Below are 23814 nucleotides of genomic sequence, written 5' to 3'. Positions count from 1 at the left end.
ACGGACGGGCGCGCCCGGTCTCAGCCGGCGTGGGTGTCCTCCCAGGCCGTGGCCTTCCAGCGGATGTCGTGACTGCTCCGTGAGACGCTGACGACCTGCAGGAAGACGATCCGCGAGCTGACTGCGGTGACCAGGCAGTACATGGCCCCCGGCTCGACCTGGGGCAGCATCACCCGCTTGGCCGTGGCCTGTTGCCGGGCCAGGGCCGCACACCTGTCCGGTTCGGGGCGACCGGTGACCTGGGCGAACCGGTCCTCGTCCGGGACCAGCACCCAGAAGTCGCCGGACGAGGAGTCGCACCCGTAGAACAGGTCGCCTGAGGTGTAGTTGCCCTCGTCGATCGAGACGTCGGAGTCGACGGACGGTCCTTCACCGTCGAAGGAGACCGTGACGTCCTTCATGCAGCCGGAGGTGTTCGCACCGATCAGGTTGAAGGGGACGTCCGTGAAGCGGGTCAGGTACCGGCCGGCGGACGGAGCGGCCGACGGGAGGTCCGAGGCAGGGAGGCCCGAGGAGGGGGAGGTGCCGGGCTCGGACGGTTCGGCCGCGCCGGAGCCCGTCACCGTGGCGCTCGCTGACGTGCCCGGCGCGCCGGCGCCATGGTCGCCACCGCCGCCGGAGGCCAGTACGGCGCCGGTGGTGCCGGCCGCGACGGCCAGCACCACGGCGGCGGCCACCAGCACCGCCGTGCGGCGGCGTCGAGGCCCGGCGGCAGGCGGGGCGGCAGGGGGAGTGGCGTGCAAAGCGGCAGAAGGAGTGGCGTTCGCAACGGTGTTCGGCGCGGCGGGCGCGGCGGGCTGGGTGGGCGGGGCCTCGGCGTTGCCGTAGCGGGTGATCACGGCGGAGACCGTCGGCGGCAGCCAGCCCTCTCCCATGGCGAGGCGTTCGCCCGCCGCCTCGGCGCAGGCCGTGATGACCTGGGCGGGTGTCGGCCGCTCCCCTGGGTCGCGGGTCAGGCACCTCTCCAGCACGGCCCGCACGGGGGCCGGGCACAGCTCCCAGACGGGCCGCTCGTGGCAGATGCGGTGGAAGACGGCGGCGTCCCCGCCGAAGGGCAGTTCGCCGGTGGCGGCGTAGAAGCCCAGCGAGCCGAGCGAGAACACATCGGCGGCGGGGGTCAGTTGCTCGCCTCTGACCTGTTCCGGTGCCATGAAGGCGGGGGTGCCGACCTGGACGCCGGTGCGGGTGAGCGCCCCGGAGGACGATTCGACGGCGCGCGAGATCCCGAAGTCGATCACGCGTGGGCCGTCGTGGGCCAGCAGCACGTTGGCCGGCTTGAGATCGCGGTGCAGCACTCCCGCCCGGTGGATGGAGTGCAGGGCTTCGGCGATGCCGGCCAGCAGCACCAGGACGCTGGCCGCGGGCAGCGGTCCCCGCCGGCCCACCGCCACGGCCAGTGAGGGCGCGGCGATGTACGAGGTCGCCAGCCAGGGCAGCGGCGCCTCCGGGTCGCAGTCGATGACCGGCACGGTGTACGGACCCTGGACGCGCTGCGCGAAGGCGACCTCCTTGCGGAAGCGGCGGCGGAAGTCCGGGTCCGCGGCGAACTCCGGCTGCGCCACCTTCAGCGCCACCGGCCGGCCGCCGGGGGTACGGCTGAGGTAGACCGCGCCCATGCCACCCTGCCCGATGCGGGCCCGCAGCGGGTATCCGCCGACCTCGCGCGGGTCGTCCGGCCGCAGCGGCTCGAACACGGCCGTCCGGTCCGGGCCCTGGTCGGCGACGGTGGGCGTTGGTATGGGCATGGGTGTGGCAGCGGGTGCGGGTGCGGGTGCGGGCGGGGCCTTGGGCGGCCCGGGTACGCCGTCGGCCTGCCCCGTGGCAACGCGGGCCCAGGAGCGCAGCTCACCGTCACGGGAGAGCGCCTCGTCCAGGGCGGTGCGCAGCGCGGAGATCCGCTCGGGCCGGTGCGGCAGCTCCTGCCACGACAGCCAGGCATCCGCCAGCGGACGGTGCCGCTCGGTGGCGAAATCCGGTAATTCCAAGGCTGTTTGACCTAGCGTCAGGAAATCCAGGACTGCCTGGGCGAGCGCTGCACCGGACACCGGGCACCTCCACGGACGGGACGGGCGAAAGCGGCAGCACCGTTGTACCGGCGGCGCTCCGCGCCGCTCAACGCGCGCGCCGTCCCCAGTTCAGGGGACGAACTCAGGGGACGAGCCCGGTGTCCGTCAGGGGCGCGCGCAGTTCCACACAGGTCCCGCCGCCGGGCTCGGACTCCACCAGCGCCTCGCCACCCATCTCGGTCAGCCGGGCCCTGATCGACTGGGTGAGGCCGATCCCGGCGGGGGTCGCCGACACGTCGAAGCCACGGCCCCGGTCCACGACGGTCACCACCACGACCCCGTCCTCCACCGCGGCGCGCACCGAGGCCCGGTCGACTCCGGCGTGCTTGGAGACGTTGGTGAGCGCCTCGTGGGTGGCGGCCAGCAGCGCGTCCGCCACCGCACCGGGCACCGCACCGAAGTCGCCCGCCGGCGGGGGCGGAAAGCGCACCGTCACCCGGAGCCCCCGCCGGGTGCGCTCCTGGGCCAGGGCCCGCAGCGCCCCGCCCAGGTCGTGCACCTCCTCCGCCTCGGGGCCGTTCTCGACCAGCCAGCGCACCCACCCGGCCTCCGCCCGGACCTGGTCGCGCATCCAGGGGTCCTGGATCCAGGCACCCCGTGACAAGGTCTCCATGGTCTGCAGCACCCGGTCGTGCAGCAGCCGGGCGTGCTGTGCGCGCTCCTTCAGCACCGCCTCACGGCGGGCCGTCGCCAGGCTGCGGGCCTTCTCCTCGTCCAGTTCGGCGGCCAGACGCCGCAGTTGCCGGGCGACGGCCCACACGACCGGCGCGATGCCCAGATAGCTGCCCGCGTTGGGCACCGCGTTCCACAGCGGCTGGCCGCTGGCGGCGTGATCGGAGACCGCGTACACGACGGCGCAGGCGAGCGAACCGGCCACCACCTGCGCCGGCCGTGGGAAGGCCAGGCCCGTCGCGCAGGAGGCCACCAGCGTGTAGGGGTAGGCGAAGAAGCCCCAGGTGTGCACGTCCACGCCGGAGACCAGCAGACCGTTGACCGCCAGTGCCGCGCAGCCCACCAGCAGGTCGGCGACACCGGCGGCGGGCGACAGGCCGCCCCTACGCCACGACAGCCACACCAGCGCCGTCGACTCGGCGAGCAGAACCGCCGCCAGCACCACCACCGGGCCGAAGGCCTCGCCGCGCCCGGCCCCGGTGGTCAGGGCCACCACCACGTTGAGCAGGGCGGCGCAGCGGCTCGCCGCCAGCGCCACGACCTCCATCCGGTGCACCCGCGCCGCGGCGCCCGCGAGGGGCTGGTCAGCGGGCGGGCGGGTCAGCACGGCCTCCCTCGGCGAGATTGCGGGCGAACCAGACCAGCTCCGCCTTGTTGCCCAGGCTCAGCCGTGCCCGGATGCGCTTGATGTACGTGTCCACGGTGGACGTCGCCACGCCCATCCGGCGGGCCGCCTGAGCATGCGTCAGGCCCTTGGCGATCCAGCCCAGGGCCTCCTCCTCCCGCACCGTCAGCAACAGTCCGTCGCGGCTCTCCGCGCTGTGCGCCGCCGAGCGCACGACGTCGGCCAGGTGCGGGGAGACGTAGAAGCCGCCCGCGGCGACGGTGCGGACCGCCTCCCCGAACAGCTCGTCCTCGCTGTCCTTGGTGAGATAGCCCGCCGCCCCCGCCGCGACGCAGGCGAGCACGTCCGCGGGCTGACTCGCCGCCGAGACCACCAGTACATGGGTGCGTGCCGCCAGGTCCCGCACCTCCGGCACGGAGGGACGGCCCTCGCCCAGGTAGAGGTCGCACAGCACCACATCGAGGGAGGCCGGATCGGGCAGGTCGGCGGTGCGGGCCACGGAGGCCACCACCTCGAAGTCCGGATCGTCGCCCAGGACGGCGGCCATGCCCCGGCGGGCCACGGGATGGTCGTCGACGATCCCCACGCGCAGCATGCCGCCCCCGTCCGCGTCCTCGCCCTGTGCCCCGCCGTCCCCGATCGTAAGGGCCGCGCGGGGTGGTCGGTAGCCCGTCCCGTGTCGACGGGACTACGACGAGGGTGGAGCCGCTGCGCCGGCGTTGACCTCGTCGACCTCCAGGCCGCGGTCGACACCGTGGGGCACGACGTTCTGTCCGGGTTCGAGGTGCAGGCGTGTGCCGTCGAGGTAGACCTCGACCTTGTCCGGTTCGAAGGACACGAGGTTGCTGATCCGGTCGACCTGCCGGTAGGCGTCGCGGTAGGACCAGGCGGCGCGCTGCGCGTCGCCGATGTCGTAGTAGTCGCACAGGCCCTTGTAGGGGCAGAAGGTCCGGCCCTGGACCGGGCGCAGCCGGGTCTCGTCGATGTCGGCGCGGGGGACGTACCAGCGTGGGGCGAAGCCCGACTCGTACAGCACGACGGGGTGCTCGGAGCGGGCGATCACGGTGTCGCCGTGGCGGACATCCAGGGTGCGGGAGGTGGAGCGGATGTCGATGCGGTGGTAGGGGTCGGCGGCGTGTCCCAGGATGCGTTCGTCCTCCTCGTAGAAGGCGTCCATCGCCCGCCAGGCGAAGGCGATGCGCCCCTGGAGGGCGGCGGCGTGGGCGGGCAGTGCGGTGAACTGCCAGGCGGCGCGTTCGGTGGTGCGCTCTGCAGTGTGCACGGTGTACCAGGTGGTGTCGCCGAGGTCCTTGTGGTGGGTGACCTTGCCGCTCGGGACCAGGGCGTGCTCGTCGATGTCCTGGCGGGGGAAGTAGGCGACGGGGTAGCGGCCCGGTTCGTGGAGCAGGATCACGTCCTCGCTGTCGGCGATCCAGGCGTCGTTGAACCTCACGCGCATTCGGCGGCGCAGGCGCTCGGCGAACAGGAGCCGCTCGGGCAGGGGTTGGGGGGTGAGGAAGTGTCCGACGGCGCCTGCGGACAGGGGGCCTTGCTGCCAGGACAGTCCCATGACGGTTCCCTTCGGGGACGTGATGGACGTGATGGACGCGGACGCCCAGTGAGGTGCGTCAGTCGAGGACGCGGGCGAGGAAGTCGCGGATGTGTTCGGTGATGGTCTCGAGGTGGCTCTCCAGCGCGAAGTGGCCTGACTCGAGGAGGTGGATCTCGGCGTCGGGCAGGTCCTGGCGGAACGCCTGCGCGCCGGCGGGGCCGAAGATCTCGTCGTTCGCTCCCCAGACGGCCAGCAGTGGGACCTGGGAGTCGCGGAAGTACTGGTGGACGGCCGGGTAGAGGTCGACGTTGGTGGGGTAGTCGCGGAAGAGGCTGAGCTGGATCTCGTCGTTGCCGGGGCGGTCCAGCAGTGCCTGGTCGTGGACCCAGTTGTCGGGGCTGACCAGGGTGGGGTCGGCGACGCCGTTGACGTACTGCCAGCGGGTGATCTCGGGGGTGAGGGCGGCCCGCATGGGGGACTCGGTGTCGGGTCCCGGGGTGGTGGCGTAGGCGAAGACGGCCTCCCAGAAGGGCTTGACGAAGCCCTCTTCGTAGGCGTTGCCGTTCTGGGTGATGATCGCCGTGATGCGCTGCGGGGCCCGGAGGGCGAGACGCCAGCCGATGGGGGCGCCGTAGTCCTGCACGTACAGGGCGAACCGGTCGATGCCCAGGTGCTGGAGCAGGCCGGAGGTGATGTCGGTGAGCGCGTCGAAGGTGTACGGGAAGTCCTTGGGAGCGGGCATCGCGGACTGGCCGAACCCGATGTGGTCGGGGGCGATCACGTGGTAGCGGTCGGCGAGTGCCGGAATCAGGTGGCGGAACATGTGCGAGCTGGTCGGGAAGCCGTGGAGGAGCACGATCACGGGTGCCTGGGGGTCGCCGGCTTCCCGGTAGAAGACCTCGAGGCCGTCGACGGTGGCGGTGCGGTGGTGGACTGCGGAGACCATCTGTACCTAACCCCTCTTTCGAGTTTCATTGGTTACACCTCCAGTCGAGCACGCTCGACCTAACCTGTCAATTCGTTTTAGGTGGTTAGCTTGATGATGTCGGCAGGGGACGCCGATGCACCTGGGGCGGGCGTCGTCCCGCCCCCAGCCTCGGTCCGTCAGCGGTCATCGGCCAGCGCAGCGCCCCCGTCGCCGGTCACGTCCGATGCCCGCGGCGACGTCGGCGCTCGGCCTCGGCGATCTCGCCCACGATCGGAAGCCAGTAGTAGGGAATGAAGGCGGCGATCACGGCCATGCCGAGTACGGGTACGAAGGCACCGAGCACGGTGCCGGTGGCGAGCCAGACAAGGGCGAGCCGGAAGCGCCGGCTGATCGCTGCCACGCCGGCCGCATCGATGGTGGCGGTGAGGAGCCGCCGGTCCCGGCGCACATAGCCCCAGATGATGTTGAACAGAACGGCCAGGAGTTCGAAGGCGGCACCGTGGAGGACGACGGCGGTGCGCTCCCCATGTCCGTCACGGAACGCCTGAGCCAGTACGGAGGCGGCGAACGGCAGGAACGCGACGTCCATGAGCAGCACGGTGTTGAGGAAGAGCACCACTCGGTCGGCGCTGCGGATGTGGTCGAACATGAGGTGGTGGTTGACCCACACCTGTCCGATCAGCATGAAGGTGACGACGTAGGCGAGGTAGGACGGCCAGAGCACGGCGAGGCCGTGCAGCAGACGGCTGGTGTCGTGGGGCGGGTGGATCTCCAGGACGAGCAGGGTGACAGCGATGGCGATGACACCGTCGCTGAACGTGACCACCCGGGCGGGATCGCGCTCCACGCCGAACGACGTCGCCCCTTCTCCCGGGCCGCCCGGTCCGTGAACAGGCTCTCTCATCGCCCCAGCCTCCGGCACCGTACGCTCCTTCGCGCGTATCCGAGGGGTGTTTCCTCGGCGCGGGGCACGGCGCGGCCCCGCACCTCGCAGGCATGCTCCCTGTCACGGGAATCGCGGTCGTACCGGTCTCCGCATAGGATCGGCACCAGCGCACAGGTCACCGCGCCATGAGGGGCTGCCCCGGCCGGCCGCCCCGCAGGAGGTCAGCAAATGGCGACGCTGCTGTCCGTCAACGTAGGCATGCCCAAGGACGTCTCCTGGCAGGGAAGGACCGTCCGCACCGGGGCCTGGAAGGCGCCCGTCCAGGGCCCCCGTATGGTGCGGCGGCTGAACGTCGACGGAGACGGTCAAGGAGACCTGGCCGGGCACGGCGGCGAGATTCGAGCCGTCCTCGTGTACCAGTTGCAGTCCTACCAGTACTGGCAGAAGGAACTCGGCCGCGACGACCTGACCTTCGGGATCTTCGGGGAGAACTTCACCGTCGACGGCCTGCCCGACGACGAGGTGTGCATCGGCGACCGGTACCGCATCGGAGAAGCGGAGTTCGAGGTCACCCAGCCCCGTGTCACCTGCTACCGGGTCGGCATGCGCCTGGGCGAACCCGCCATGGCCTCCCTGCTCGTCGCCCACCACCGTCCCGGCTTCTATCTGCGTGTCATCACCGAGGGACGCGTCCAGGCCGGCGACGAGATCACCCTCACCCGCAAAGGACCGGAGCAACTCACCGTCGCCGACACCGACGCACTGCTCTACCTGCCGGACCGCGACCCCGCCAAGCTGCGCAGAGCACTGGACATCCCCGCCCTCAGCCCCGGATGGCAGCAGTCCTTCCGCGACCTGGCCGCCGCCCAGCAGCCCAAGCAGGAACCAGGATGGCCGGGCGAACGCACCGCCACGCGACAGCCCGGAGCAGAGCCGGGCTGGCCGGGCTTCAAACCCATGCGCGTCGCCCGCATCGTCGCCGAGACCCCCACCGTCTCGTCGATCTACCTCGACACCCTGGACGGCACCCCACTGCCGGAGGCCCGCCCGGGTCAGTACCTGTCCATCCGCCTCCCCGTCGGCGAGGCGGTCCCCGCGGTACGCAGCTACTCACTCTCCTCCGCGCCCGCAGCCGGCACCTACCGCATCAGCGTCAAGCACGAGCCTCACGGCAAGGTCAGCAGCTACATCCACACCACGCTCCACCCCGGGGACCTCGTGGACGTCGCAAGCCCCCGGGGGACGTTCGTACTCGAAGAGGGAACCCGCCCGGTCGTGCTCGTGTCCGCGGGGATCGGTGCCACTCCCGTGCTCGCCATGCTGCACCGGCTCGCCGCCACGGCGGATCCACGCCCCGTCTGGTGGATCCACACCGCCCGCGACCGCGCCCACCACGCCTTCGCGGACGAGACCCACGCCCTCCTGGAGCAACTCCCCGACGCCCACGAGCACATCTACTACACCGCGGAGACCCCGCACCCCGACGAGCGCCGCATCTCCCGGGGCCGCCCGAACGCCCGATCCCTCGCGGCCCTGGGCATCCCCACCGACGCCGACGCCTATCTCTGCGGACCGTCCGCGTTCATGGACGACCTCGGCGGCCTGCTCCGCGATCACGGACTGGGCCCCGAGCGGATTCACACCGAACAGTTCAGCGCGCTGCCCGCGATCAACCCCGGCGTCACCCCCACCGCGGCGATCCGGCCGCACCAACCACCCGGCCCCACGGGCACCGGCCCCCTCATCACCTTCGCCCGCAGCGGTGTCACCACCCCCTGGTCACCCGCCCGTGCCACCCTCCTCGAACTCGCCGAAGCCTGCGACATCCCCACCCGGTGGTCCTGCCGGACCGGTGTCTGCCACACCTGCGTCACCCACCTCGTGGCAGGCGACGTCACCTACACCACCCCACCCCTCGAACTCCCCGAGCCCGGCACCGTCCTCGTCTGCTGCAGCGAACCGGCCACCGACGTCGTCCTCGACCTGTAGCCGGGACCAGGGACGGACCCTGCTCCGCGTGCGACGGGTGCCGACGACGTACCCGGCCGCGGGCGCCGGACGCGCTCAGCGAGACCGAGGCGAGGAATCCGCCCGGGTGCCGGCGTCGTCGACGGCCCCCGCGCCGAGCAGCCGGAGCAGGCTGGTGCGGAGGGCGTCCTGTGCGGCCGTGGCGGACAGCCGACCGGCGTCCTGCTCCTCGCTCGCGGCATGGCCGAGCCTGATGGTCGCCGCGATCAGCCAGTCGAGGGGGAGCCGGTCGTCGAACTCTCCCGTCCGTCGGCCGCGTTCGATCACCCGTCTGATCCGTTCGGCGACGGGCGTGTGCCGGTCGTGTTCTGCCTGCGGGCCGACAGGGGGTGCGCCGATCAGTTGCAGCAGTACGGGGTGACGCCGGGTCACTTGTGCACCGGCGTCGAGCATGCGCATCAGGGCGTCCGCGGCGGGGCAGGCGTCGAGGTCGGCGGCATCCATGGCGGCGACGGCCCTGCACTCCTCGCAGCGAGGCAGGGACCTGGCCGTCGAGGTCTACTTCTTCGGCCGGTTCGCCCCGGACGGGCGGATGCGACAGGCACACATGACCACCCGCACGGTTCCCGTGGACGGCGACGGGGAGTGAGACGAAGCGAGGATGTGGCCGGGTCTCGTCGCGCGGGACGCGCAGGGTAGGCCGTGCGTGCCGGCCCTGACCGGCTTTGAAGCACCGGCAACGGCATCAGCGCCTACGCGCACACCTACGCGGCACTGGCGCCGGCCGGGGGAGAGGTTGAGGCGCTCTGGCGCGCTCTACGCCAGCGACAGGAAGAGTTTCTCCATGCGGGCGCGCATTTGCTGGGCGTCCTGGCCGTTCGTCCGGCCGGATTCGATGTCGGCCACGCATCGCTGCAGACCGGTCGCGATGATGGCGAAGCCGGCCCGGTCCAGGGCCCGTGACGCGGCGGCGAGCTGGGTGACGACCTCCTCGCAGTCCCGGCCCTCCTCGATCATCCGAATCACTCCGGAGATCTGGCCCTGAGCCCGGCGCAGCCGGTTGAGGATCGACTTCAGTTCAGCGCCCGCCAGATCAAGTTCCATCATCACTCCCCATGAAATACCCCCTGGGGTAATATACCCCCTTTGGCGTCCGAGGTTCCCGGGCATGGCTCTGCCTGCCCGACGACGTGGCCGCCCGTGACGGTCGCCGAGACGGTACGAGGTCGACCACGACCTGAAGCCGGCCGTCGCCCACCTTCCCGCTGATCGGCACCTTCAAGCAGCGCACACCGCCGCCGACGGCAACCGACCTGCTCCCCGGCCGGGGTCGCACCACACTTCGGAATACCCCCCGGGGTACTCATGCTAGGGTGCTCGTATACCCCTGGGGGTAATTTCCCTGGGTGTTTTCGACGGGAAGGAAGCATCCCCGTGTTCTTCATCGACACCATGGACCTCGAGGGCCTGGGGAACCGGAGCTATCTGGCCGGTGGCCGGCGGGCGGCCGTGGCGGTCGACCCGCCGCGCGACGTCGACCAGGTGCTCACGGCGGCCGCGCGACGCGGCGTGCGGATCGTGTATGTGGTGGAGACCCACATACACAACGACTACGTCACGGGTGGCCTGGAGCTGGCCCGGGTGACGGGTGCCGCCTACCTGGTCCCGGCCGGGGCGCACGTCTCGTTCGCGCGGGTGCCGGTGGCCGACGGCGACACCGTCACCGTCGACGGCGGGCTGGACCTGCGCGCGGTCGCCACGCCCGGGCACACCCCGCACCACACCTCCTACGTCCTGCGGGAGCAGGGGCAGCCGGTGGCCGTGTTCACCGGCGGGTCACTGCTGATCGGCACCGTGGGCAGGCCCGACCTGGTCGAACCGCGGCTGACCGAACAACTGGCCCGCGCCCAGCACGCCTCCGCGCACCGCCTGGCGGCCGAACTGCCGGACGAGACCTCCGTACTGCCGACGCACGGCTTCGGCAGCTTCTGCTCCTCCGCGCAGACCTCGGGGGGCGACACCACCACGATCGGCACGGAGAAGTCCGTCAACGCGGCGCTGACCACGGACGTGGACTCCTTCGTCGCCCGGCTGCTCGCGGATCTCGACGACATCCCCGCCTACTACACGCACATGGGCCCGGCCAATTCCGCAGGTCCGGCGCCGGTGGACCTCACCCCTCCGGCCGTCGCGGACGCCGACGAGATCGCCGCCCGGCTCGCGGCCGGTGAGTGGGTCGTGGACCTGCGCAACCGCGTGGCATTCGCCGAGGGGCATGTCGCCGGGTCGTTCAACTTCGAGGCGGACGGCAGGATCGCCACCTATCTGCCCTGGCTGATCCCGTGGGGCAAGCCCGTGACGCTGCTCGCCGAGTCCCCCGAGCAGCTGGCCGACGCCCAGCGCGAACTCGTCCGGGTCGGCATCGACCGCCCGGCCGCCGCCGCGACCGGCACCCCGCGGCAGTGGATCCCGGAGGGCGACGGCCTCGCCTCATTCCCCCGCTCGACCTTCGCGGGCCTGGCCGAGCACGGCACGGACGACGTCGTCGTCCTGGACGTACGCCGCGACTCGGAGCGAGCAGGCGGGTACATCGCGGACTCCGTGCACATCCCGATCCATCGGTTGCACGAGCGCCTGGGCGAGGTACCGGCCGGCACCGTCTGGGTGCACTGCGCCGGCGGGGCGCGCGCCGCTGTCGCCGCCTCCCTGCTGGACGCCGCGGGCCGTGACGTCGTGGCCGTCGACGACGGCTTCGACGCCGCCGCCGAGGCCGGACTGACCGTCGTCGCCTCCGGCTGACGCGACCCGGCCGGACGATCCTCCCGAACCTCCCAAGAGACTGTGATGCCCCACCTCCGCCATTGCGGCCCAGACCACGCAACCGTGCACGCGGCCCACCGACGCACCCACCCACGCACCCACCGGCGCGGCGGGCCCAGCGGCCGGCCGACCTCCGCACTGCCGGCCGAACGCGGCGCCGAGGCCCTCGAAGCCCTCGAAGCCCCCGAGGTCGACGACGGTTCGACGGCATGAGCGCCCTGATTCTCGCGCTCGTCGCCGGAGCCGTCATCGGCCTGGCCCTGGGCGGCCTCGGCGGAGGCGGCAGCGTCCTCGCCGTGCCCGCCCTGATCTACCTGCTCCACTTCACCCCCGCCGAGGCGACGACCGCCGGCCTGGTCATCGTCAGCCTCACCTCGGTCACCGCACTGACCGGCCACGCCCGGGACGGCAACGTCGCCTGGCCGACCGGACTGCTCTTCGCCCTGGCGGGCATCGTGCCCGCGGTGATCGCCGGGGCTGCCGCCGCCCGGCTGCCGGAGTCCGTGCTGACCGTCGCCTTCGCCGTCATAGCGGCGCTCGCCGCCGTGCGCATGCTGCGGCCCCCACGCACCGAGCCGTCCGGCCGGGTCCGCCCCGGCAAGGCCGGCGCGGCGGGCGCCGGGCTCGGTGCGGTGACCGGATTCCTCGGCGTGGGCGGTGGCTTCCTCGCCGTGCCCGCGCTGGTGGGCGTGCTCGGCCTGACCATGCGCCGGGCGGTCGGCACCAGCCTGCTGGTCATCACGGTCAACTCACTCGCGGCCCTGGCCGCCCGGTCCGGCTCCGGGACGCACCTGCACTGGGCGGTCGTCGCACCGTTCACGGCGGCGGCGATCCTGGGCGCCTGGGACGGCAAACGCCTGTCGAAGAGGATCGGGGGCAGAGCACTGCAGAGCGTCTTCGCCTACGTGCTGCTCGCGGTCGCCGCGTTCATGCTCGTCGACGCGCTCACATGACCACGATTCCTTCTCGTACGCCCCTGCACCTCCTCACATGACTCCCCTAGACTCGCCCCACAACACACAAGGACGGCAACCGGCATGACCACCTTCACCACCCTCGACCTGCGCCAGGCCCGGGCCCGGCTGCACGAGCTCACCGTCATCGACGTCCGCACTCCGGGCGAGTACGCCGGCGGGCACCTCCCCGGTGCCCTCAACATCCCGCTGGACCGGCTCGACCAGGCGCTGCCCGACATCCGAACCGCCGCCCTGCGCGGCGAGATCCTCGTCGTCTGCGCCTCGGGAGCCCGCTCCGAGAACGCGTGCCGGACGCTCGCGGAGAACGGCGTCCAGGCCGCCACGCTCGCCGGAGGCACCGGCGCCTGGGCGGCCCAGGGCCACGACCTCCATCACCCCGAGGGCGTTCGGAAGGCCACCTGGGCCATGGAGCGCCAGGTCCGGCTCACCGCCGGCTCGATCGTGCTGCTCGGCCTGGTGCTGGGCGAGACGGTCCACCCGGCCTTCCGGCTGCTGTCCGCCGGCATCGCGGGCGGCCTGGTCTTCTCCGCGGTGTCCAACACCTGCGGCATGGCCGCCGTACTCTCCAGGCTCCCCTTCAACCGGCCCCGTCAGGCCGACCTGGACGCGACGCTGGCACGGCTGCGCAACGGCTGACGTCGCGGCCTCGTTCGCCCGGGCTCGAGCGATCCGTCGGCCTGGCTGCCGCTGCCGACGAGCTCCGCCAACTCGTCGGCCGACTCGGGTGTCAGCCGGTAGAAACCCTGGAGGCCGACCGAGTGCTCGAGGCGGCCGTCCACCACGTACTTCAGACCGCGGGTCCGGCCTCTGCGGTTACGCCAGGTGAGCCTTCCCAGGAGATCGCCGGGGATCGGCTGGTCGAAGCGTACGGGCGTCGCGTCCACGTGCACCGCCGTGGCGCCGCAGCCGCCGGCACCGAGCATCGCCCAGTCGCCGTGCCCGCGAAACGCCGTGTCCCGCCACGTCTCGGGCGCGGCGCCACAGCAGTCGCGGCGCCCCAGGTCGGTCACGCGCATCCGGCTCACCACGTAGACGACGCACCGGTTGACGTGCAGGGCGTACACCTCGTCCCCAGGGCGGGCACCCGACCAGGCGGGCAAGGAGGAATGGACGCCGCTGAAGGCGACCGTCGGCCGCTCTCCGACGCGGCCCGCCTCACGCAGGGCACGGCATGTGTCTTGGGTCCACAGGACGGTGAAGGCATCAGACATGCCGTGATCTTATGAACGGGCACTGACATCGGCCGTGGGGCAGCCGCCACGCTGCTCCTCGTCCGGCAGACCGTCCGTGAAGCGCGCATCCCGTACCGCAGGACACTCCGGGCGCAGCTACAGCCACGCCTGCCGGTTGCGTCCCGCCTCCGGCTGACGAACACGCGCAAGCCGCCACCCACCCTCGCCCTCACGCCCCGATGGCGAGGGTGGTGCCCAGCGCGAGCATGGTGACGGCGACCAGGCCGTCCAGAACACGCCAGGCGGTGGGCCGGGCCAGCAGGCGGCCCAGCAGCCGGGCGCCGAAGCCGAGCGCCGCGAACCAGCAGAGGCTCGCGAGAGCGGCGCCGAGCCCGAAGGTCCAGCGCAGGGGACCGCGGTCGGCGGCGAGGGAGCCGAGGAGGAACACGGTGTCCAGGTAGACGTGCGGGTTGAGCCAGGTCATCGCCAGGCAGGTGAGGACCGCGCGTCTGCGGGACCCGGCGGCTTCGCCCTGCGCCCGCAGTCCGGTGCCGGGCCGGAGGACGCGGCGGGCGGCGAGGACACCGTAGGAGACCAGGAAGACGCCGCCGACGATCCCGACCGCACGGAGTGCGCCCGGCCACGCCACGACGGCCGCCCCGACCCCGCCGACGCCGAGCGCGATGAGCACCGCGTCGGACAGCGCGCAGATGCCGACGACGGCGAGGACGGCGTCCCGGCGCACCCCCTGGCGCAGGACGAACGCGTTCTGGGCGCCGATGGCGACGATCAGGGAGAGTCCGGTGCCGAATCCGGCGGCGGCGACGGCCAGGGCGTGGTGGTTCATGGTGCCGACGCTAAGGAAGCCCCTGATGAAAAGTACAGCTAAAGTTTCTTATGCATCCTTAGCTACTCTTAGCAGCCGTGATGACGGATCTCCCTGTGGAACAGGTGCGGACTCTTCTCGCCGTGGTCGACGAGGGCACCTTCGACGCGGCGGCCGCGGCGCTGCATGTGACGCCGTCGGCGGTCAGCCAGCGCATCAAGGCACTGGAGCAGCGCACCGGCCGCGTGCTGCTGCAGCGCACCAAGCCGGTACGGCCCACCGAGTCCGGCGCGGTGCTGGTGCGGTTCGCCCGGCAGCTCGCACGGCTGGAGCGGGACGCGTGGGGCGAGCTGGGACTCAGCGGCGCCGGACAGCCGACGCGGGTGTCCGTCGCGGTGAACGCGGACTCGCTGGCGACCTGGTTCCTGCCGGCCCTGACCCGGGTGACCGGGCTCTGCTTCGAGCTGCACCGGGAGGACGAGGACCACACGGCGACCCTGCTGCGCGAAGGCCTGGTGATGGCGGCGGTGACCTCCTCGGCCGACCCGGTGCCCGGCTGCACGGTCCGCCCGCTCGGCCGGATGCGGTACCTGCCGGTGGCGGAGCCGGGTCTCGCGGCACGCCTGATGACCGGGCCGCTCCCGGAGGCGCTGTCCCGGGCCCCCGTCGTGGTCTTCGACCGCAAGGACGACTTCCAGGACGGTTTCGTGCGCCGGCTGGGCCGCACCTCCGCCGCCGCGGACCGGCACCACGTCCCCACCTCCGAGGGCTTCTGCGAGGCGGTCGCGGCCGGACTCGGCTGGGGCATGGTCCCGGAGGTCCAGGCCGCTCCGCTGCTGGAAGCGGGGCGTCTGACCCTGCTGGCGCCCGGGGAATGGATGGACGTCACCCTGCACTGGCAACAGTGGAAGCTCGACTCCCCGGCACTGGCGGCACTGGCCGACGCGGTCACGGCCACCGCGGCCGAGGCTCTCCGGCAGTGAAGGATCACCGGGCCGTTTCCCCGACTACCGGGCCGTTCCCCCGACGATGCCGAGAAACTCATCCGTGGTGAGGACGGCATGGGCATACGCCGGCGCGTTGATGTCGAACGTCGCCTTCATCTCGTCCCAGTCGAACGATCCGATGGCGTCGCGAACGAGGGTGACGTGGTATCCCAGTTCCTGGCCGAAGCGGGCGGTGGTGTCCACACAGGTGTTGGCTTTCATGCCGATGAGCACGATCTTCTTGACCCCGTGCTGCTTGAGCATCATGTCGAGGTCTGTGTTCGCGAAGCCACTCGACGCCCAGTGCTGCCGCATGACCAGCTCGCCCTCTCGCGGCACGAAGTCAGGGTGCCATTCAGCACCCCAGCTGCCGGCAGCGAAGGTCTGCCGTTCGACGACATGCCGCTGGGTCGGGGACAGGTGATCCCATGTGCTGTAGTCACCCGGCGCCGTCTGGTGGTGGGGCACGATGAAGACGCGGAAACCTTGGTCGCGGGCAGTGGCCAGCATGACTCGCATGTGGTCGAGGAGCCCTACGCCTTCCGCGACCTCCTTGGCCCGCGGCCACAGCTTCCCACCCTCGGACAGGAAGTCGTTGTACGGATCAATGATCAGCAGAGCCGTCTCTTCGGGTGGATAAGCTGCGGTCTCGGCATTCATCTCGTTCCTCGGATCCGTCTCCCGGCAGGACTTCAGGGGAGCGACGGTCACTGGCCAAAGCTCGAGAGAGAACTCAAAACAGGACGAACTCGGGCGACCATCGTCCCATGCTCGATGTACGGGTGCATCCGGTCCGGAAGCAACTCCCCGGGACGTCCCAGGAGATCCTCATCTCGGCTGCGACGCGGGTATTGCGGTGCGGCGCAGGTCTTTCCTACCGCCATGGGTCGAGGGCGTGTTTGCCGCGGGTCCGGCCCGCCTCGAGTCGCTGAAGCACTGCCGGTCCTTCGGACAGGGGGTGAACGTGGGGGGTGCCCGGCGGGTACACGCCGTGGGTGATGAGTGCCTCGATCTCGGCGAGCAACTCTCGGTAGATCGAAGGGACCGCCGTGGCCAGGGCACCGATGTGCAGGCCCTTGAGCTGGACCTGGTGGGCGAAGATCAGGTCGTGCGTGGTCAGGCCGGCCTCACCGGAAGCGGCACCGAACACGACGACGCGTCCGACGAACGGCTTGGTGACCGCCAGACTGACGGGGAACGTGGCCTGTCCCACGGATTCCAGGACCAGGTCGACACCGCCGCTCAGGCGGATGATCTCCTCGGTCAGGTCGGGGCGCGCGCTGTCCAGGACCTCGTCGGCGCCGAGCGCTGTGACGGTGTCGTGCTTGGCCCGGGAAGCCGTGGCGATCACGCGCGCGCCGTAGTGGCGGGCGAGGCGGACGGCCGCCTGCCCCACGCCTCCGGCCGCGGCGTGGACGAGCACGGTGTCACCTGCCTCGACCTCGCCCAGCGGTTTCAGTGCCGCCAAGGCGGTCGCCCAGTTCAGCACCAGGCCCAGGGCCTCGGCGTCGCTCCAGCCGGACGGGACGGGAAGCACTTCCGCGGCCCGCATCGTCATGTACTGCGCGAACGCGCCCGGGCCGGTTCCGACCACGTGGGTGCCGACCGGGAGCGGGTTCTCCACCGCCGGGCCGACGCCCACGATCACGCCGGCTGCTTCGAAGCCCGCCACGTAGGGCGCCTGCGGACCTCCCCCATAGGTTCCGCGGGTCTGCATGACGTCCGCGAAGTTGACCCCGGCCGCGCCGACCCGGATCAGGTACTCGCCGGGCCCCGGGGCGGGCCGATGACGGTCGGTCGTGAGGGCCAGGTCCTTCGGCCCGCGCTGCGACTGCTGGACCAGTGCCCGTACCGTCTCAACGGTGTGCTGCTGCTCGGTGATCTCCATGCACCGCACCGTAGAAGCCTCACACCGGTGTCAAGGTCAAACGGCGATCATGCGCCGGCGGGACGAGCCTGTCGCAGGTAGCCGTCGAGTGCCTGCTGCTGCGCGCTGAGCATGGCGATGCGTGCGGCGAGCCGATCGCGATAACTCCGCACCTCGTGCAGGAACTCCGCGCACACCACACCGGTGCCGCCATCATCCGGTCGGCCGGTGAGGTGGGGCAGAACCTCCTTGATCAGCCGCACCGGCAACCCGGACTCAAGCAGCGAGCGGATGACGAGCACCCGGTCGACGGTGGACCGGCAATAGTCGCGGTACCCGTTGCCGCAGCGGCCAGGGACGATCAGGCCCTCGTCCTCGTAGTAGCGCAACGACCGTGCGCTCACGCCGCTGGCCCTGGAAGCCTCGCCGATCCTCATGGTCGGAGCCAACGTCCGTGTGCTCCGCCGTCTTCCCGGCACGGCGCCCTCGATGAGCAACTGCCGCCCGCGCACGAGATCGTTAGGGTGGCCCCGTGACTGACGAGACCCTGGACAGGCCGAACCGCTTCCGCGCCGAGGCGGCATCCCGAGACCTGCCGTCGGAGGAGGTGGAGGAGTGGATACGCGTCGCCCTTCCTGCGGTGTACATGGCTGAGGACGGTGACGGGCCCCTCGCCGCCCGGGTGGGTGGCGACCCGATGCTGCCGCACGACGTGCCGGACCCGTCCGATCCCTTCGTGGCCGCCGTCGACCTCGCGGCCCTTCCCCCGGGGGCCACCAACCTCCCGCTCCCCGCCGACGGGCACCTGCTCTTCTTCGCCGCCCCCGACGTGGGTGGCGTCCAGGGACACGTGCCGGACGCGGTGATGTACATCCCCGTCGGGACACCGACCACCCGACGCCCCCTGGAACACGGTTGGCGCAAGCCGTACCAAGTGCGGGAACTGCGCACGCTCTGGCACCAGTTGAGCCCGCAGATGCCAGAGAGCTTCGCCCTGGACACATGGGGCGACTTCCCCGACGACGAACAGTTCGAACGCGCCGAAGAGCTCGCCGACGCCTGGTCCCAGGTGGGCGGCCACCGGCCTCCCTGGACCCTCCAGATCGGCGGCCACCCGGTCTCTCCTCAGAACGACCCGGTCCACTACGCCCGCGACCCCGATCAGGACGACACCGCCGAGCAGGGCGGCACGGACGGCGGCGTGGGCACTGACGACTGGACTCTCCTGGCCACCTGGAGATGCGGCGACGACGTCACGGAACTGGACTCCGGCGTGGCCCACTGGGTGATCCGCCGCCGGGACCTGGCGGCCCTGCGCTTCGACCGAGCCCACCGCTACGTCGAAATGGCCTGACCGTCCGGCAGGGACGGGCCCCACGGCGGTGCCCGCTACGGCCCCAAGTGCCGGTTCGTGCCTGCGGGCCGGCATCTCGGGGCTCACGAGTCGAACCAGCGCAGCCAGATGGGCGTGTCCGTCCCTGCATGCCAGTTCTGGAATGCGGCGCGGCGCTGTTCGGGGGTGCCCAGCGGCTCCTCGTGGGCGAGCCAGTCGAGGTACCACTCCGCGAAACTCGCCGGTCGGCGGGCATCGTTCAGGAGCGGATTCAGACGATCGCAGGTCGCGCGCCCGTCGAACCACATGGTCCCTCGCATGGGCCCGCTCACCACCAGGAGCGTGGAGAAGCCGCAGCCGTCGTCGCAGAGCAGGACGGCCCCGTGAGTCCGGGCGTCCTCCGCCGCGGCGGCGGCCTCCTGCCAGGCGTCGTGATCGGCTTGGTAAGCCGCGGCGGAGGCGTAGTCCTCCCGCTTCGGTTCGGTCTCCCACAGGTCTTCACTTGCCGCGAGAGCGGTGTCGTGATCGGGGAACGGGAGATGCAGATTCGCATGTTCCCCGTACCGGGCACCGTCCCATCCCCAGCGCGACCCGTCGAACGACAGTGTGCGCACGCGGCCACCGGCGCTGACATGAAGCAGGTACCGGCGATAGTCGTCGGGAAAGGCCACGCCGAACTGTGCCTCGGCCTGACGTACCTGCGCCTCGCTCAAGACCGGCGGGAGGCCACCGTACCGGCCGACGTCCTTACCGCGTCGTGCGTAGAGGGCGATGGTCCGCTCTCGCACCTCGTCCCAGTCCACCGCCCGCATGCCCGGAACGATAACCCGTCGACCCGTCCACAGCGGACGACAAAAAGCAAAGGCAAGGAGTTCGCGCACTCCTTGCCACTCTCAACGTATAGCGCACAGGGGGCCTTGCGGCAAGGCCCCCTCTGTGCCGCAGAATCTCCGGCCGGTGGCAGAACCTGAGGACATCGGGTGGCCGGAAGCTGATGAAATGGGGGACTTGATGACTGACGTGATCATTGTCGGTGGTGGACCGACCGGGCTGATGCTGGCCGCGGAGTTGCGGCTGCACGGCGTGCGTGTGCTCGTGCTGGAGAAGGAGGCGGAGCCGACGAAGGTGGTCCGCGCGCTCGGACTGCATGTGCGCAGCATCGAGGTGATGGACCAGCGCGGCCTGCTGGAGAGGTTCCTCGCGCTCGGTAAGCAGTACCGTGTCGGCGGCTTCATCGCCGGCATCGACAAGCCCTGGCCCGACCGGCTGGACACCGCGCACGGGTACGTCCTGGGCATCCCGCAGCCCGTGACGGCCCGGCTGCTGTCCGAGCACGCCACCGAGCTGGGCGCCGAGATCCGCTCCGGCTGCGAACTGGTCGGGCTGAGCCAGGACGAGGAGGGGGTGACCGCCGAGCTGGCCGACGGCACGCGGCTGCGCTCGCGCTATCTCGTCGGCTGCGACGGCGGCCGCAGCACCGTGCGCAAGCTGCTCGGCGTCGGCTTCCCCGGGGAGCCCAGCAGGGTCGAGACGCTGCTCGGCGAGATGGAGATCGGCGTGGACCAGGAGACGCTGACCACCGTGATGACCGAGGTCCGCAAGACCCAGAAGCGGTTCGGCTTCGCGCCCTTCGGGGAGGGGGTGTACCGCGTCGTCGTGCCCGCCGAGGGAGTGGCCGAGGACCGTACGGTCCCGCCCACGATGGAGGAGTTCAAGCAGCAGCTGCGGGCGACCGCCGGCACCGACTTCGGTGTGCACTCGCCGCGCTGGCTCTCCCGCTTCGGCGACGCCACCCGGCAGGCCGAGCGCTATCGCGTCGACCGGGTGCTGCTGGCCGGCGACGCGGCACACGTCCACCCGCCGACCGGCGGACAGGGCCTCAACCTCGGCATCCAGGACGCGTTCAACCTCGGCTGGAAACTGGCCGCCGAGATCGCCGGCTGGGCGCCCGAGGGGCTGCTGGACAGCTACCAGGACGAACGGCACCCGGTGGCCGCGACCGTGCTGGACCACACCCGTGCGCAGATGCACCTGATGGCCACCGAGCCCGGTCCCCAGGCGGTGCGCCGGCTGGTGGCGGAACTGATGGACTTCGAGGAGGTGAACCGGTACCTCATCGAGAAGATCACCGCGATCGGCATCCGCTACGACTTCGGTGAAGGGCACGAGCTGCTCGGCCGGCGGATGCGGGACGTGGAGCTGAAGCGGGGGCGCCTGTACGAGCTGATGCACGGCGGTCGCGGACTGCTGCTCGACCAGACCGGCCGGCTCTCGGTGGCGGGCTGGGCGGACCGCGTCGACCACGTCGTCGACGTCAGCGCGGAGCTCGATGTGCCGGCGGTGCTGCTGCGGCCGGACGGCCATGTGGCATGGGTCGGTGAAGACCAGCGGGATCTGCTCGGCCGGCTGCCCACGTGGTTCGGCGCCGCCGCGGGCTGAGCGCGCGGCCTCAGCCCGAGCGGACCTTCGTGCCCGCCACGCCTGCCACGCGGCGCCACGCCACACCACGCCACGCCGCGCCGTGCGGCGGGCGTGGCCGCCGCGACCCCGCCCCGTTCACTAGGCTTACGGTGCATCAGCAGGTCAGCGTGCAAGGGGGGTACGCCGAGCGACACCACACGGGACCCCGTCAAACCGGTCACCGGCCGCGGTCAGGACCCGCGGCAGAACGTCGCTGACCTGGTACGAGGTGGAGTCCGGTGGTGGAGAAGCGGATGACGGAGCTCAGCGAAAGCCACGACGATCCGTTCGCCCAGCACCTGGCCGCTGTGGCGGTGCTCGACGACCGCGGAGCGGTGGTCGGCTGGAACCGGCGGGCCGAGGAACTGCTCGGTCACCCGGACACAGCCGTGATCGGTCGTCCGGCACTCGAGGTCCTCGTCGATCCTCGCGATCTGCCGGCCGTACGACAGGCAGCGGCCAGATGCAGGAGAGCCGGCGGCTGGTTCGGGGTGCTGAGGGTGCGGCACAGCGACGGACGGCTCGTGGAGATGGGGCTCAGGGCCCATGCGCTCACCCGCGGCGACGGGATCCGTGAATGGTTTCTGGCCGGAGCCCTCGCGGTCGACGTGCTGGAGTGGCAGAGGGACCGCGCGGTGCTCGACGGGTTGTACCGCCGGTGCCCCATCGGCCTCGTCGTGCACGGCCCCGACCTTCGGCTGCTCCGGGTCAACCGGGCCATCGAACGCTTCACCGGCGTCCCGGCAGCGGAGTTCCGGGGGCTGCCCACCGGCTGTTTCCTCCTGCCCGACGACGCGCGCAGGGCCGTGGACCGGGTGCGCCGGGTGATCGAGACCGGAAGGCCCATGGTCTACTCCGAGCAGCTCGTCCGCATGGAGTGGGATCCGGCACGCGAGCGGGTCGCGATGGTCTCGTCCTTCCCCATGAAGGATCCCTCCGGCCGCATCCTGGGCGTGGCCGAGATGATCGAGGACATCACCGAACGCTATCGGGCCCAGCGTCGGCTCGCGCTCCTCGACCAGGCCGGCAGCCGTATCGGAACCACCCTCGACGCGGCCGAGACCGCCCGGGAACTGGCCGAGGTGATGGTGCCTCACCTCGCCGACCACGCCTCGGTGGACCTCCTTCAGCAGGTGACACGCGGTGAGGAACCGGCGCAGGCACTGGCAGGGCCCGTCGTGCGCGTCGGGACCAGCGGCGTCGGTGCCCGGCAACCCGGTCCGCCCCACCCCCAGGGCGAGCCGGTGGAGTTCGCACCCGACACTCCCGAGGCCAGATGCCTGGCCGAAGGCCGGCCCGTCCTGGAGGCCGTGCTCCCGCCCGACTGGTTCTCCAGCCAGGGCCGGCAGGGGACCCACGCTCCGGAACTCGGCGCGCACTCGCTGATCGTCGTACCCCTGGCCGCGCGTGGCCTGGTGCTGGGCGTGATGACCCTGTGGCGTTCGCGCCGCCCCGATCCCTTCGAGGCGGACGACCTCACCCTCGCCCAGGAACTCGCCGCGCGCGCCGCCGTCGCCATCGACAACGCCCGGCGCTTCACCCAGCAGCAGCAGACCGCCTTCACCCTCCAGAGCAGCCTGCTGCCCCGTACGGTCCCGGACCAGTCGGCCGTCGAGGTGGCCCTGCGGTACCTTCCGGCAAGCGCGGCGCCGGGCCTGGGCGGCGACTGGTTCGACGTCATCCCCCTGTCCGGTGCCCGGGTCGCCCTCGTCGTCGGCGACGTGGTGGGACGCGGCATCCACGCCGCCGCCACCATGGGCCGGCTGCGTACCGCCGTGCACACGCTCGCCAGCCTCGACCTGGAACCGGACGAGGTCCTCTCCCGCCTGGACGACCTGGTCCTGATGCTGGCGGCCGAACAGGAGGCGGCGGGCGAGCGGCCCGTGGGCGAGCAGGTCGTCGGCGCCACCTGCCTGTACGCCGTGTACGACCCGGTCTCCGGGCGTTGCTCCGCGGCCCGCGCCGGCCATCCGCCGCCGGTGGTGACGACCCCGGACGGACAGGCGGCCCTGCTCGACCTGCCCGCCGGTCCACCGCTCGGCCTGGGCGGCCTGCCGTTCGAGGCCCGGGACGTCGAACTGGCCGAGGGCAGCCTGCTGTGCCTCTACACCAACGGACTCATCGGCGAACGCCACATCGATGCCGACGCGGGCCTGGCCACCCTGCGCGCGGCGCTCACCCGCCCCGCGGACGCACTGGAACGGACATGCCAAGCAGTGGTCGACGCCCTCGTGCCCGCGCGCCCCAGCGACGACATCGCCCTGCTGATCGCCCGCACCCGCATGCTGTCACCGGACGACGTCGCCTCCTGGCAACTGCCACCGGAGCCCGGAAGCGCCGCCCGGGCCCGCGAGCTGACCTCCGCCCAGCTCGCCGAATGGGGCCTGGAGCACCTGGCGTTCACCACCGAGCTGATCGCCAGCGAACTCGTCACCAACGTCTACCGGTACGCCGGCGGCCCCGCCACCCTGCGGCTCATCCGCGAACGGTGTCTGGTGTGCGAGGTCAGCGACACCAGCCACACCTCGCCCCACCTGCGCCGCGCCCGCACCACCGACGAGGGCGGGCGCGGCCTTTTCCTGGTGGCCCAGTTGGCCGAACGCTGGGGCACCCGCTACAGCCGCGACGGCAAGACGGTGTGGACCGAACAGCCCCTGGGCGGCGCGTTCACCTGAC

24 protein-coding genes are annotated in these 23814 nt (G+C 71.6%); 10 read left to right on the top strand and 14 right to left on the bottom strand.

The window, feature by feature from the left end; translation table 11 throughout:
• Positions 1-20: 20 nt before the first annotated feature.
• The 6 genes from IE318_RS05685 to IE318_RS44735 all read right to left on the bottom strand — a co-directional run bounded on the left by IE318_RS05685 (position 21) and on the right by IE318_RS44735 (position 6747).
• Positions 21-1985, bottom strand: coding sequence for a serine/threonine-protein kinase (locus IE318_RS05685; RefSeq protein ID WP_229903357.1), 1965 nt, complete (start codon positions 1983-1985; stop codon positions 21-23).
• A gap of 163 nt (positions 1986-2148) precedes the next feature.
• A complete protein-coding gene (locus IE318_RS05680; RefSeq protein ID WP_189897048.1) occupies positions 2149-3345 on the bottom strand; it encodes a sensor histidine kinase in 1197 nt (398 codons plus the stop codon).
• Complete coding sequence (locus IE318_RS05675; protein ID WP_189897045.1) at positions 3323-3958, bottom strand: response regulator; 636 nt, start codon at positions 3956-3958, stop codon at positions 3323-3325. The genes IE318_RS05680 and IE318_RS05675 overlap by 23 nt, the downstream gene beginning before the upstream one ends.
• Before the next feature lie 93 nt (positions 3959-4051).
• Positions 4052-4933, bottom strand: a complete 882-nt coding sequence (locus IE318_RS05670) for a DUF427 domain-containing protein (RefSeq protein ID WP_189897042.1) — start codon at positions 4931-4933, stop codon at positions 4052-4054.
• Between the two features lie 58 nt (positions 4934-4991).
• Positions 4992-5861 carry an alpha/beta fold hydrolase gene (locus IE318_RS05665; RefSeq protein ID WP_189897039.1) on the bottom strand — a complete coding sequence of 290 codons (870 nt, stop codon included), beginning with the start codon at positions 5859-5861 and terminating at the stop codon, positions 4992-4994.
• A gap of 196 nt (positions 5862-6057) precedes the next feature.
• Positions 6058-6747: a TMEM175 family protein gene (locus tag IE318_RS44735; RefSeq protein WP_051844147.1), complete on the bottom strand. Its 690-nt coding sequence runs from the start codon at positions 6745-6747 to the stop codon at positions 6058-6060.
• Between the two features lie 210 nt (positions 6748-6957).
• On the opposite strand from IE318_RS44735, the gene IE318_RS05655 reads away from it, so the two are divergent.
• Positions 6958-8718, top strand: coding sequence for an MOSC and FAD-binding oxidoreductase domain-containing protein (locus tag IE318_RS05655; protein ID WP_189897036.1), 1761 nt, complete (start codon positions 6958-6960; stop codon positions 8716-8718).
• 75 nt (positions 8719-8793) lie between these two features.
• Here the strand turns inward: IE318_RS05655 and IE318_RS05650 are convergent, their stop codons facing one another.
• Entirely contained in the window at positions 8794-9201 is a 408-nt protein-coding gene (locus IE318_RS05650) for a TetR/AcrR family transcriptional regulator (RefSeq protein ID WP_189897034.1), read from the bottom strand.
• Here IE318_RS05650 and IE318_RS05645 point away from each other — a divergent pair.
• Positions 9200-9346: a hypothetical protein gene (locus IE318_RS05645; RefSeq protein WP_229903356.1), complete on the top strand. Its 147-nt coding sequence runs from the start codon at positions 9200-9202 to the stop codon at positions 9344-9346. The genes IE318_RS05650 and IE318_RS05645 overlap by 2 nt on opposite strands.
• 167 nt (positions 9347-9513) lie before the next feature.
• On the opposite strand, the gene IE318_RS05640 is transcribed toward IE318_RS05645, so the two are convergent.
• Positions 9514-9801: a metal-sensitive transcriptional regulator gene (locus IE318_RS05640; protein WP_189897161.1), complete on the bottom strand. Its 288-nt coding sequence runs from the start codon at positions 9799-9801 to the stop codon at positions 9514-9516.
• A 330-nt stretch (positions 9802-10131) separates the two neighbouring features.
• Between IE318_RS05640 and IE318_RS05635 the strand changes: the two genes are divergently transcribed.
• From IE318_RS05635 to IE318_RS05620, 4 genes are all read left to right on the top strand, one after another.
• On the top strand, positions 10132-11496 hold the full coding sequence (locus IE318_RS05635; protein WP_189897032.1) for an MBL fold metallo-hydrolase: 1365 nt from the start codon (positions 10132-10134) through the stop codon (positions 11494-11496).
• Between the two features lie 84 nt (positions 11497-11580).
• Positions 11581-11730 carry a hypothetical protein gene (locus IE318_RS05630; protein ID WP_189897030.1) on the top strand — a complete coding sequence of 50 codons (150 nt, stop codon included), beginning with the start codon at positions 11581-11583 and terminating at the stop codon, positions 11728-11730.
• Entirely contained in the window at positions 11727-12470 is a 744-nt protein-coding gene (locus IE318_RS05625; protein WP_189897027.1) for a sulfite exporter TauE/SafE family protein, read from the top strand. The genes IE318_RS05630 and IE318_RS05625 overlap by 4 nt, the downstream gene beginning before the upstream one ends.
• Positions 12471-12554: 84 nt before the next feature.
• Positions 12555-13130: a rhodanese-like domain-containing protein gene (locus IE318_RS05620; RefSeq protein ID WP_189897025.1), complete on the top strand. Its 576-nt coding sequence runs from the start codon at positions 12555-12557 to the stop codon at positions 13128-13130.
• Here IE318_RS05620 and IE318_RS05615 read toward each other — a convergent pair.
• Positions 13085-13705, bottom strand: coding sequence for a hypothetical protein (locus IE318_RS05615; RefSeq protein ID WP_229903355.1), 621 nt, complete (start codon positions 13703-13705; stop codon positions 13085-13087). The genes IE318_RS05620 and IE318_RS05615 overlap by 46 nt on opposite strands.
• Positions 13706-13895: 190 nt before the next feature.
• Positions 13896-14513, bottom strand: coding sequence for a LysE/ArgO family amino acid transporter (locus tag IE318_RS05610; protein ID WP_189897023.1), 618 nt, complete (start codon positions 14511-14513; stop codon positions 13896-13898).
• Positions 14514-14590: 77 nt separating this feature from the next.
• On the opposite strand from IE318_RS05610, the gene IE318_RS05605 reads away from it, so the two are divergent.
• Positions 14591-15475 carry a LysR family transcriptional regulator ArgP gene (locus IE318_RS05605; protein ID WP_189897021.1) on the top strand — a complete coding sequence of 295 codons (885 nt, stop codon included), beginning with the start codon at positions 14591-14593 and terminating at the stop codon, positions 15473-15475.
• 24 nt (positions 15476-15499) lie between these two features.
• Here the strand turns inward: IE318_RS05605 and IE318_RS05600 are convergent, their stop codons facing one another.
• The 3 genes from IE318_RS05600 to IE318_RS05590 all read right to left on the bottom strand — a co-directional run bounded on the left by IE318_RS05600 (position 15500) and on the right by IE318_RS05590 (position 17782).
• Positions 15500-16138, bottom strand: coding sequence for a cysteine hydrolase family protein (locus tag IE318_RS05600; protein ID WP_189897018.1), 639 nt, complete (start codon positions 16136-16138; stop codon positions 15500-15502).
• 214 nt (positions 16139-16352) lie between these two features.
• Complete coding sequence (locus tag IE318_RS05595; protein ID WP_189897016.1) at positions 16353-17366, bottom strand: zinc-binding dehydrogenase; 1014 nt, start codon at positions 17364-17366, stop codon at positions 16353-16355.
• A 47-nt stretch (positions 17367-17413) separates the two neighbouring features.
• A complete protein-coding gene (locus IE318_RS05590) occupies positions 17414-17782 on the bottom strand; it encodes a MerR family transcriptional regulator (RefSeq protein ID WP_189897014.1) in 369 nt (122 codons plus the stop codon).
• Positions 17783-17877: 95 nt separating this feature from the next.
• Between IE318_RS05590 and IE318_RS05585 the strand changes: the two genes are divergently transcribed.
• Positions 17878-18699, top strand: a complete 822-nt coding sequence (locus IE318_RS05585) for a DUF1963 domain-containing protein (protein WP_189897011.1) — start codon at positions 17878-17880, stop codon at positions 18697-18699.
• A gap of 83 nt (positions 18700-18782) precedes the next feature.
• Here IE318_RS05585 and IE318_RS05580 read toward each other — a convergent pair whose 3' ends face one another.
• Positions 18783-19490 (bottom strand): SMI1/KNR4 family protein, encoded by a 708-nt coding sequence (locus tag IE318_RS05580; protein ID WP_189897009.1) that lies wholly within the window; start codon positions 19488-19490, stop codon positions 18783-18785.
• 199 nt (positions 19491-19689) lie between these two features.
• On the opposite strand from IE318_RS05580, the gene rox reads away from it, so the two are divergent.
• Both rox and IE318_RS05570 read left to right on the top strand, forming a co-directional pair.
• The gene (gene rox / locus IE318_RS05575; RefSeq protein ID WP_189897007.1) at positions 19690-21117 is read left to right on the top strand and encodes a rifampin monooxygenase; all 1428 of its coding nucleotides are present in this window, start codon (positions 19690-19692) and stop codon (positions 21115-21117) included.
• A 275-nt stretch (positions 21118-21392) separates the two neighbouring features.
• On the top strand, positions 21393-23813 hold the full coding sequence (locus IE318_RS05570) for a SpoIIE family protein phosphatase (RefSeq protein ID WP_189897005.1): 2421 nt from the start codon (positions 21393-21395) through the stop codon (positions 23811-23813).
• Position 23814 lies beyond the last annotated feature (1 nt).

The organism is Streptomyces spiralis (assembly GCF_014654675.1).
Lineage (GTDB): Bacteria > Actinomycetota > Actinomycetes > Streptomycetales > Streptomycetaceae > Streptomyces > Streptomyces spiralis.
Note: the sequence above shows the minus strand (reverse complement) of the source record. Positions and strands in the feature narration are given on the sequence as shown.

Bases quoted from the DNA above. Each gene is read 5' to 3' on its own strand.
- IE318_RS05610 (WP_189897023.1), bottom strand. From the start codon at position 14,513: ATGAACCACCACGCCCTGGCCGTCGCCGCCGCCGGATTCGGCACCGGA.
- IE318_RS05570 (WP_189897005.1), top strand. From the start codon at position 21,393: ATGACGGAGCTCAGCGAAAGCCACGACGATCCGTTCGCCCAGCACCTG.
- IE318_RS05655 (WP_189897036.1), top strand. From the start codon at position 6,958: ATGGCGACGCTGCTGTCCGTCAACGTAGGCATGCCCAAGGACGTCTCC.
- IE318_RS05625 (WP_189897027.1), top strand. From the start codon at position 11,727: ATGAGCGCCCTGATTCTCGCGCTCGTCGCCGGAGCCGTCATCGGCCTG.
- IE318_RS05580 (WP_189897009.1), bottom strand. From the start codon at position 19,490: ATGCGGGCGGTGGACTGGGACGAGGTGCGAGAGCGGACCATCGCCCTC.
- IE318_RS05640 (WP_189897161.1), bottom strand. From the start codon at position 9,801: ATGGAACTTGATCTGGCGGGCGCTGAACTGAAGTCGATCCTCAACCGG.
- rox (WP_189897007.1), top strand. From the start codon at position 19,690: ATGACTGACGTGATCATTGTCGGTGGTGGACCGACCGGGCTGATGCTG.
- IE318_RS05595 (WP_189897016.1), bottom strand. From the start codon at position 17,366: ATGGAGATCACCGAGCAGCAGCACACCGTTGAGACGGTACGGGCACTG.
- IE318_RS05645 (WP_229903356.1), top strand. From the start codon at position 9,200: ATGGCGGCGACGGCCCTGCACTCCTCGCAGCGAGGCAGGGACCTGGCC.
- IE318_RS05665 (WP_189897039.1), bottom strand. From the start codon at position 5,861: ATGGTCTCCGCAGTCCACCACCGCACCGCCACCGTCGACGGCCTCGAG.
- IE318_RS05590 (WP_189897014.1), bottom strand. From the start codon at position 17,782: ATGAGGATCGGCGAGGCTTCCAGGGCCAGCGGCGTGAGCGCACGGTCG.
- IE318_RS05615 (WP_229903355.1), bottom strand. From the start codon at position 13,705: ATGTCTGATGCCTTCACCGTCCTGTGGACCCAAGACACATGCCGTGCC.
- IE318_RS05620 (WP_189897025.1), top strand. From the start codon at position 12,555: ATGACCACCTTCACCACCCTCGACCTGCGCCAGGCCCGGGCCCGGCTG.
- IE318_RS44735 (WP_051844147.1), bottom strand. From the start codon at position 6,747: ATGAGAGAGCCTGTTCACGGACCGGGCGGCCCGGGAGAAGGGGCGACG.
- IE318_RS05675 (WP_189897045.1), bottom strand. From the start codon at position 3,958: ATGCTGCGCGTGGGGATCGTCGACGACCATCCCGTGGCCCGCCGGGGC.
- IE318_RS05600 (WP_189897018.1), bottom strand. From the start codon at position 16,138: ATGAATGCCGAGACCGCAGCTTATCCACCCGAAGAGACGGCTCTGCTG.
- IE318_RS05670 (WP_189897042.1), bottom strand. From the start codon at position 4,933: ATGGGACTGTCCTGGCAGCAAGGCCCCCTGTCCGCAGGCGCCGTCGGA.
- IE318_RS05650 (WP_189897034.1), bottom strand. From the start codon at position 9,201: ATGGATGCCGCCGACCTCGACGCCTGCCCCGCCGCGGACGCCCTGATG.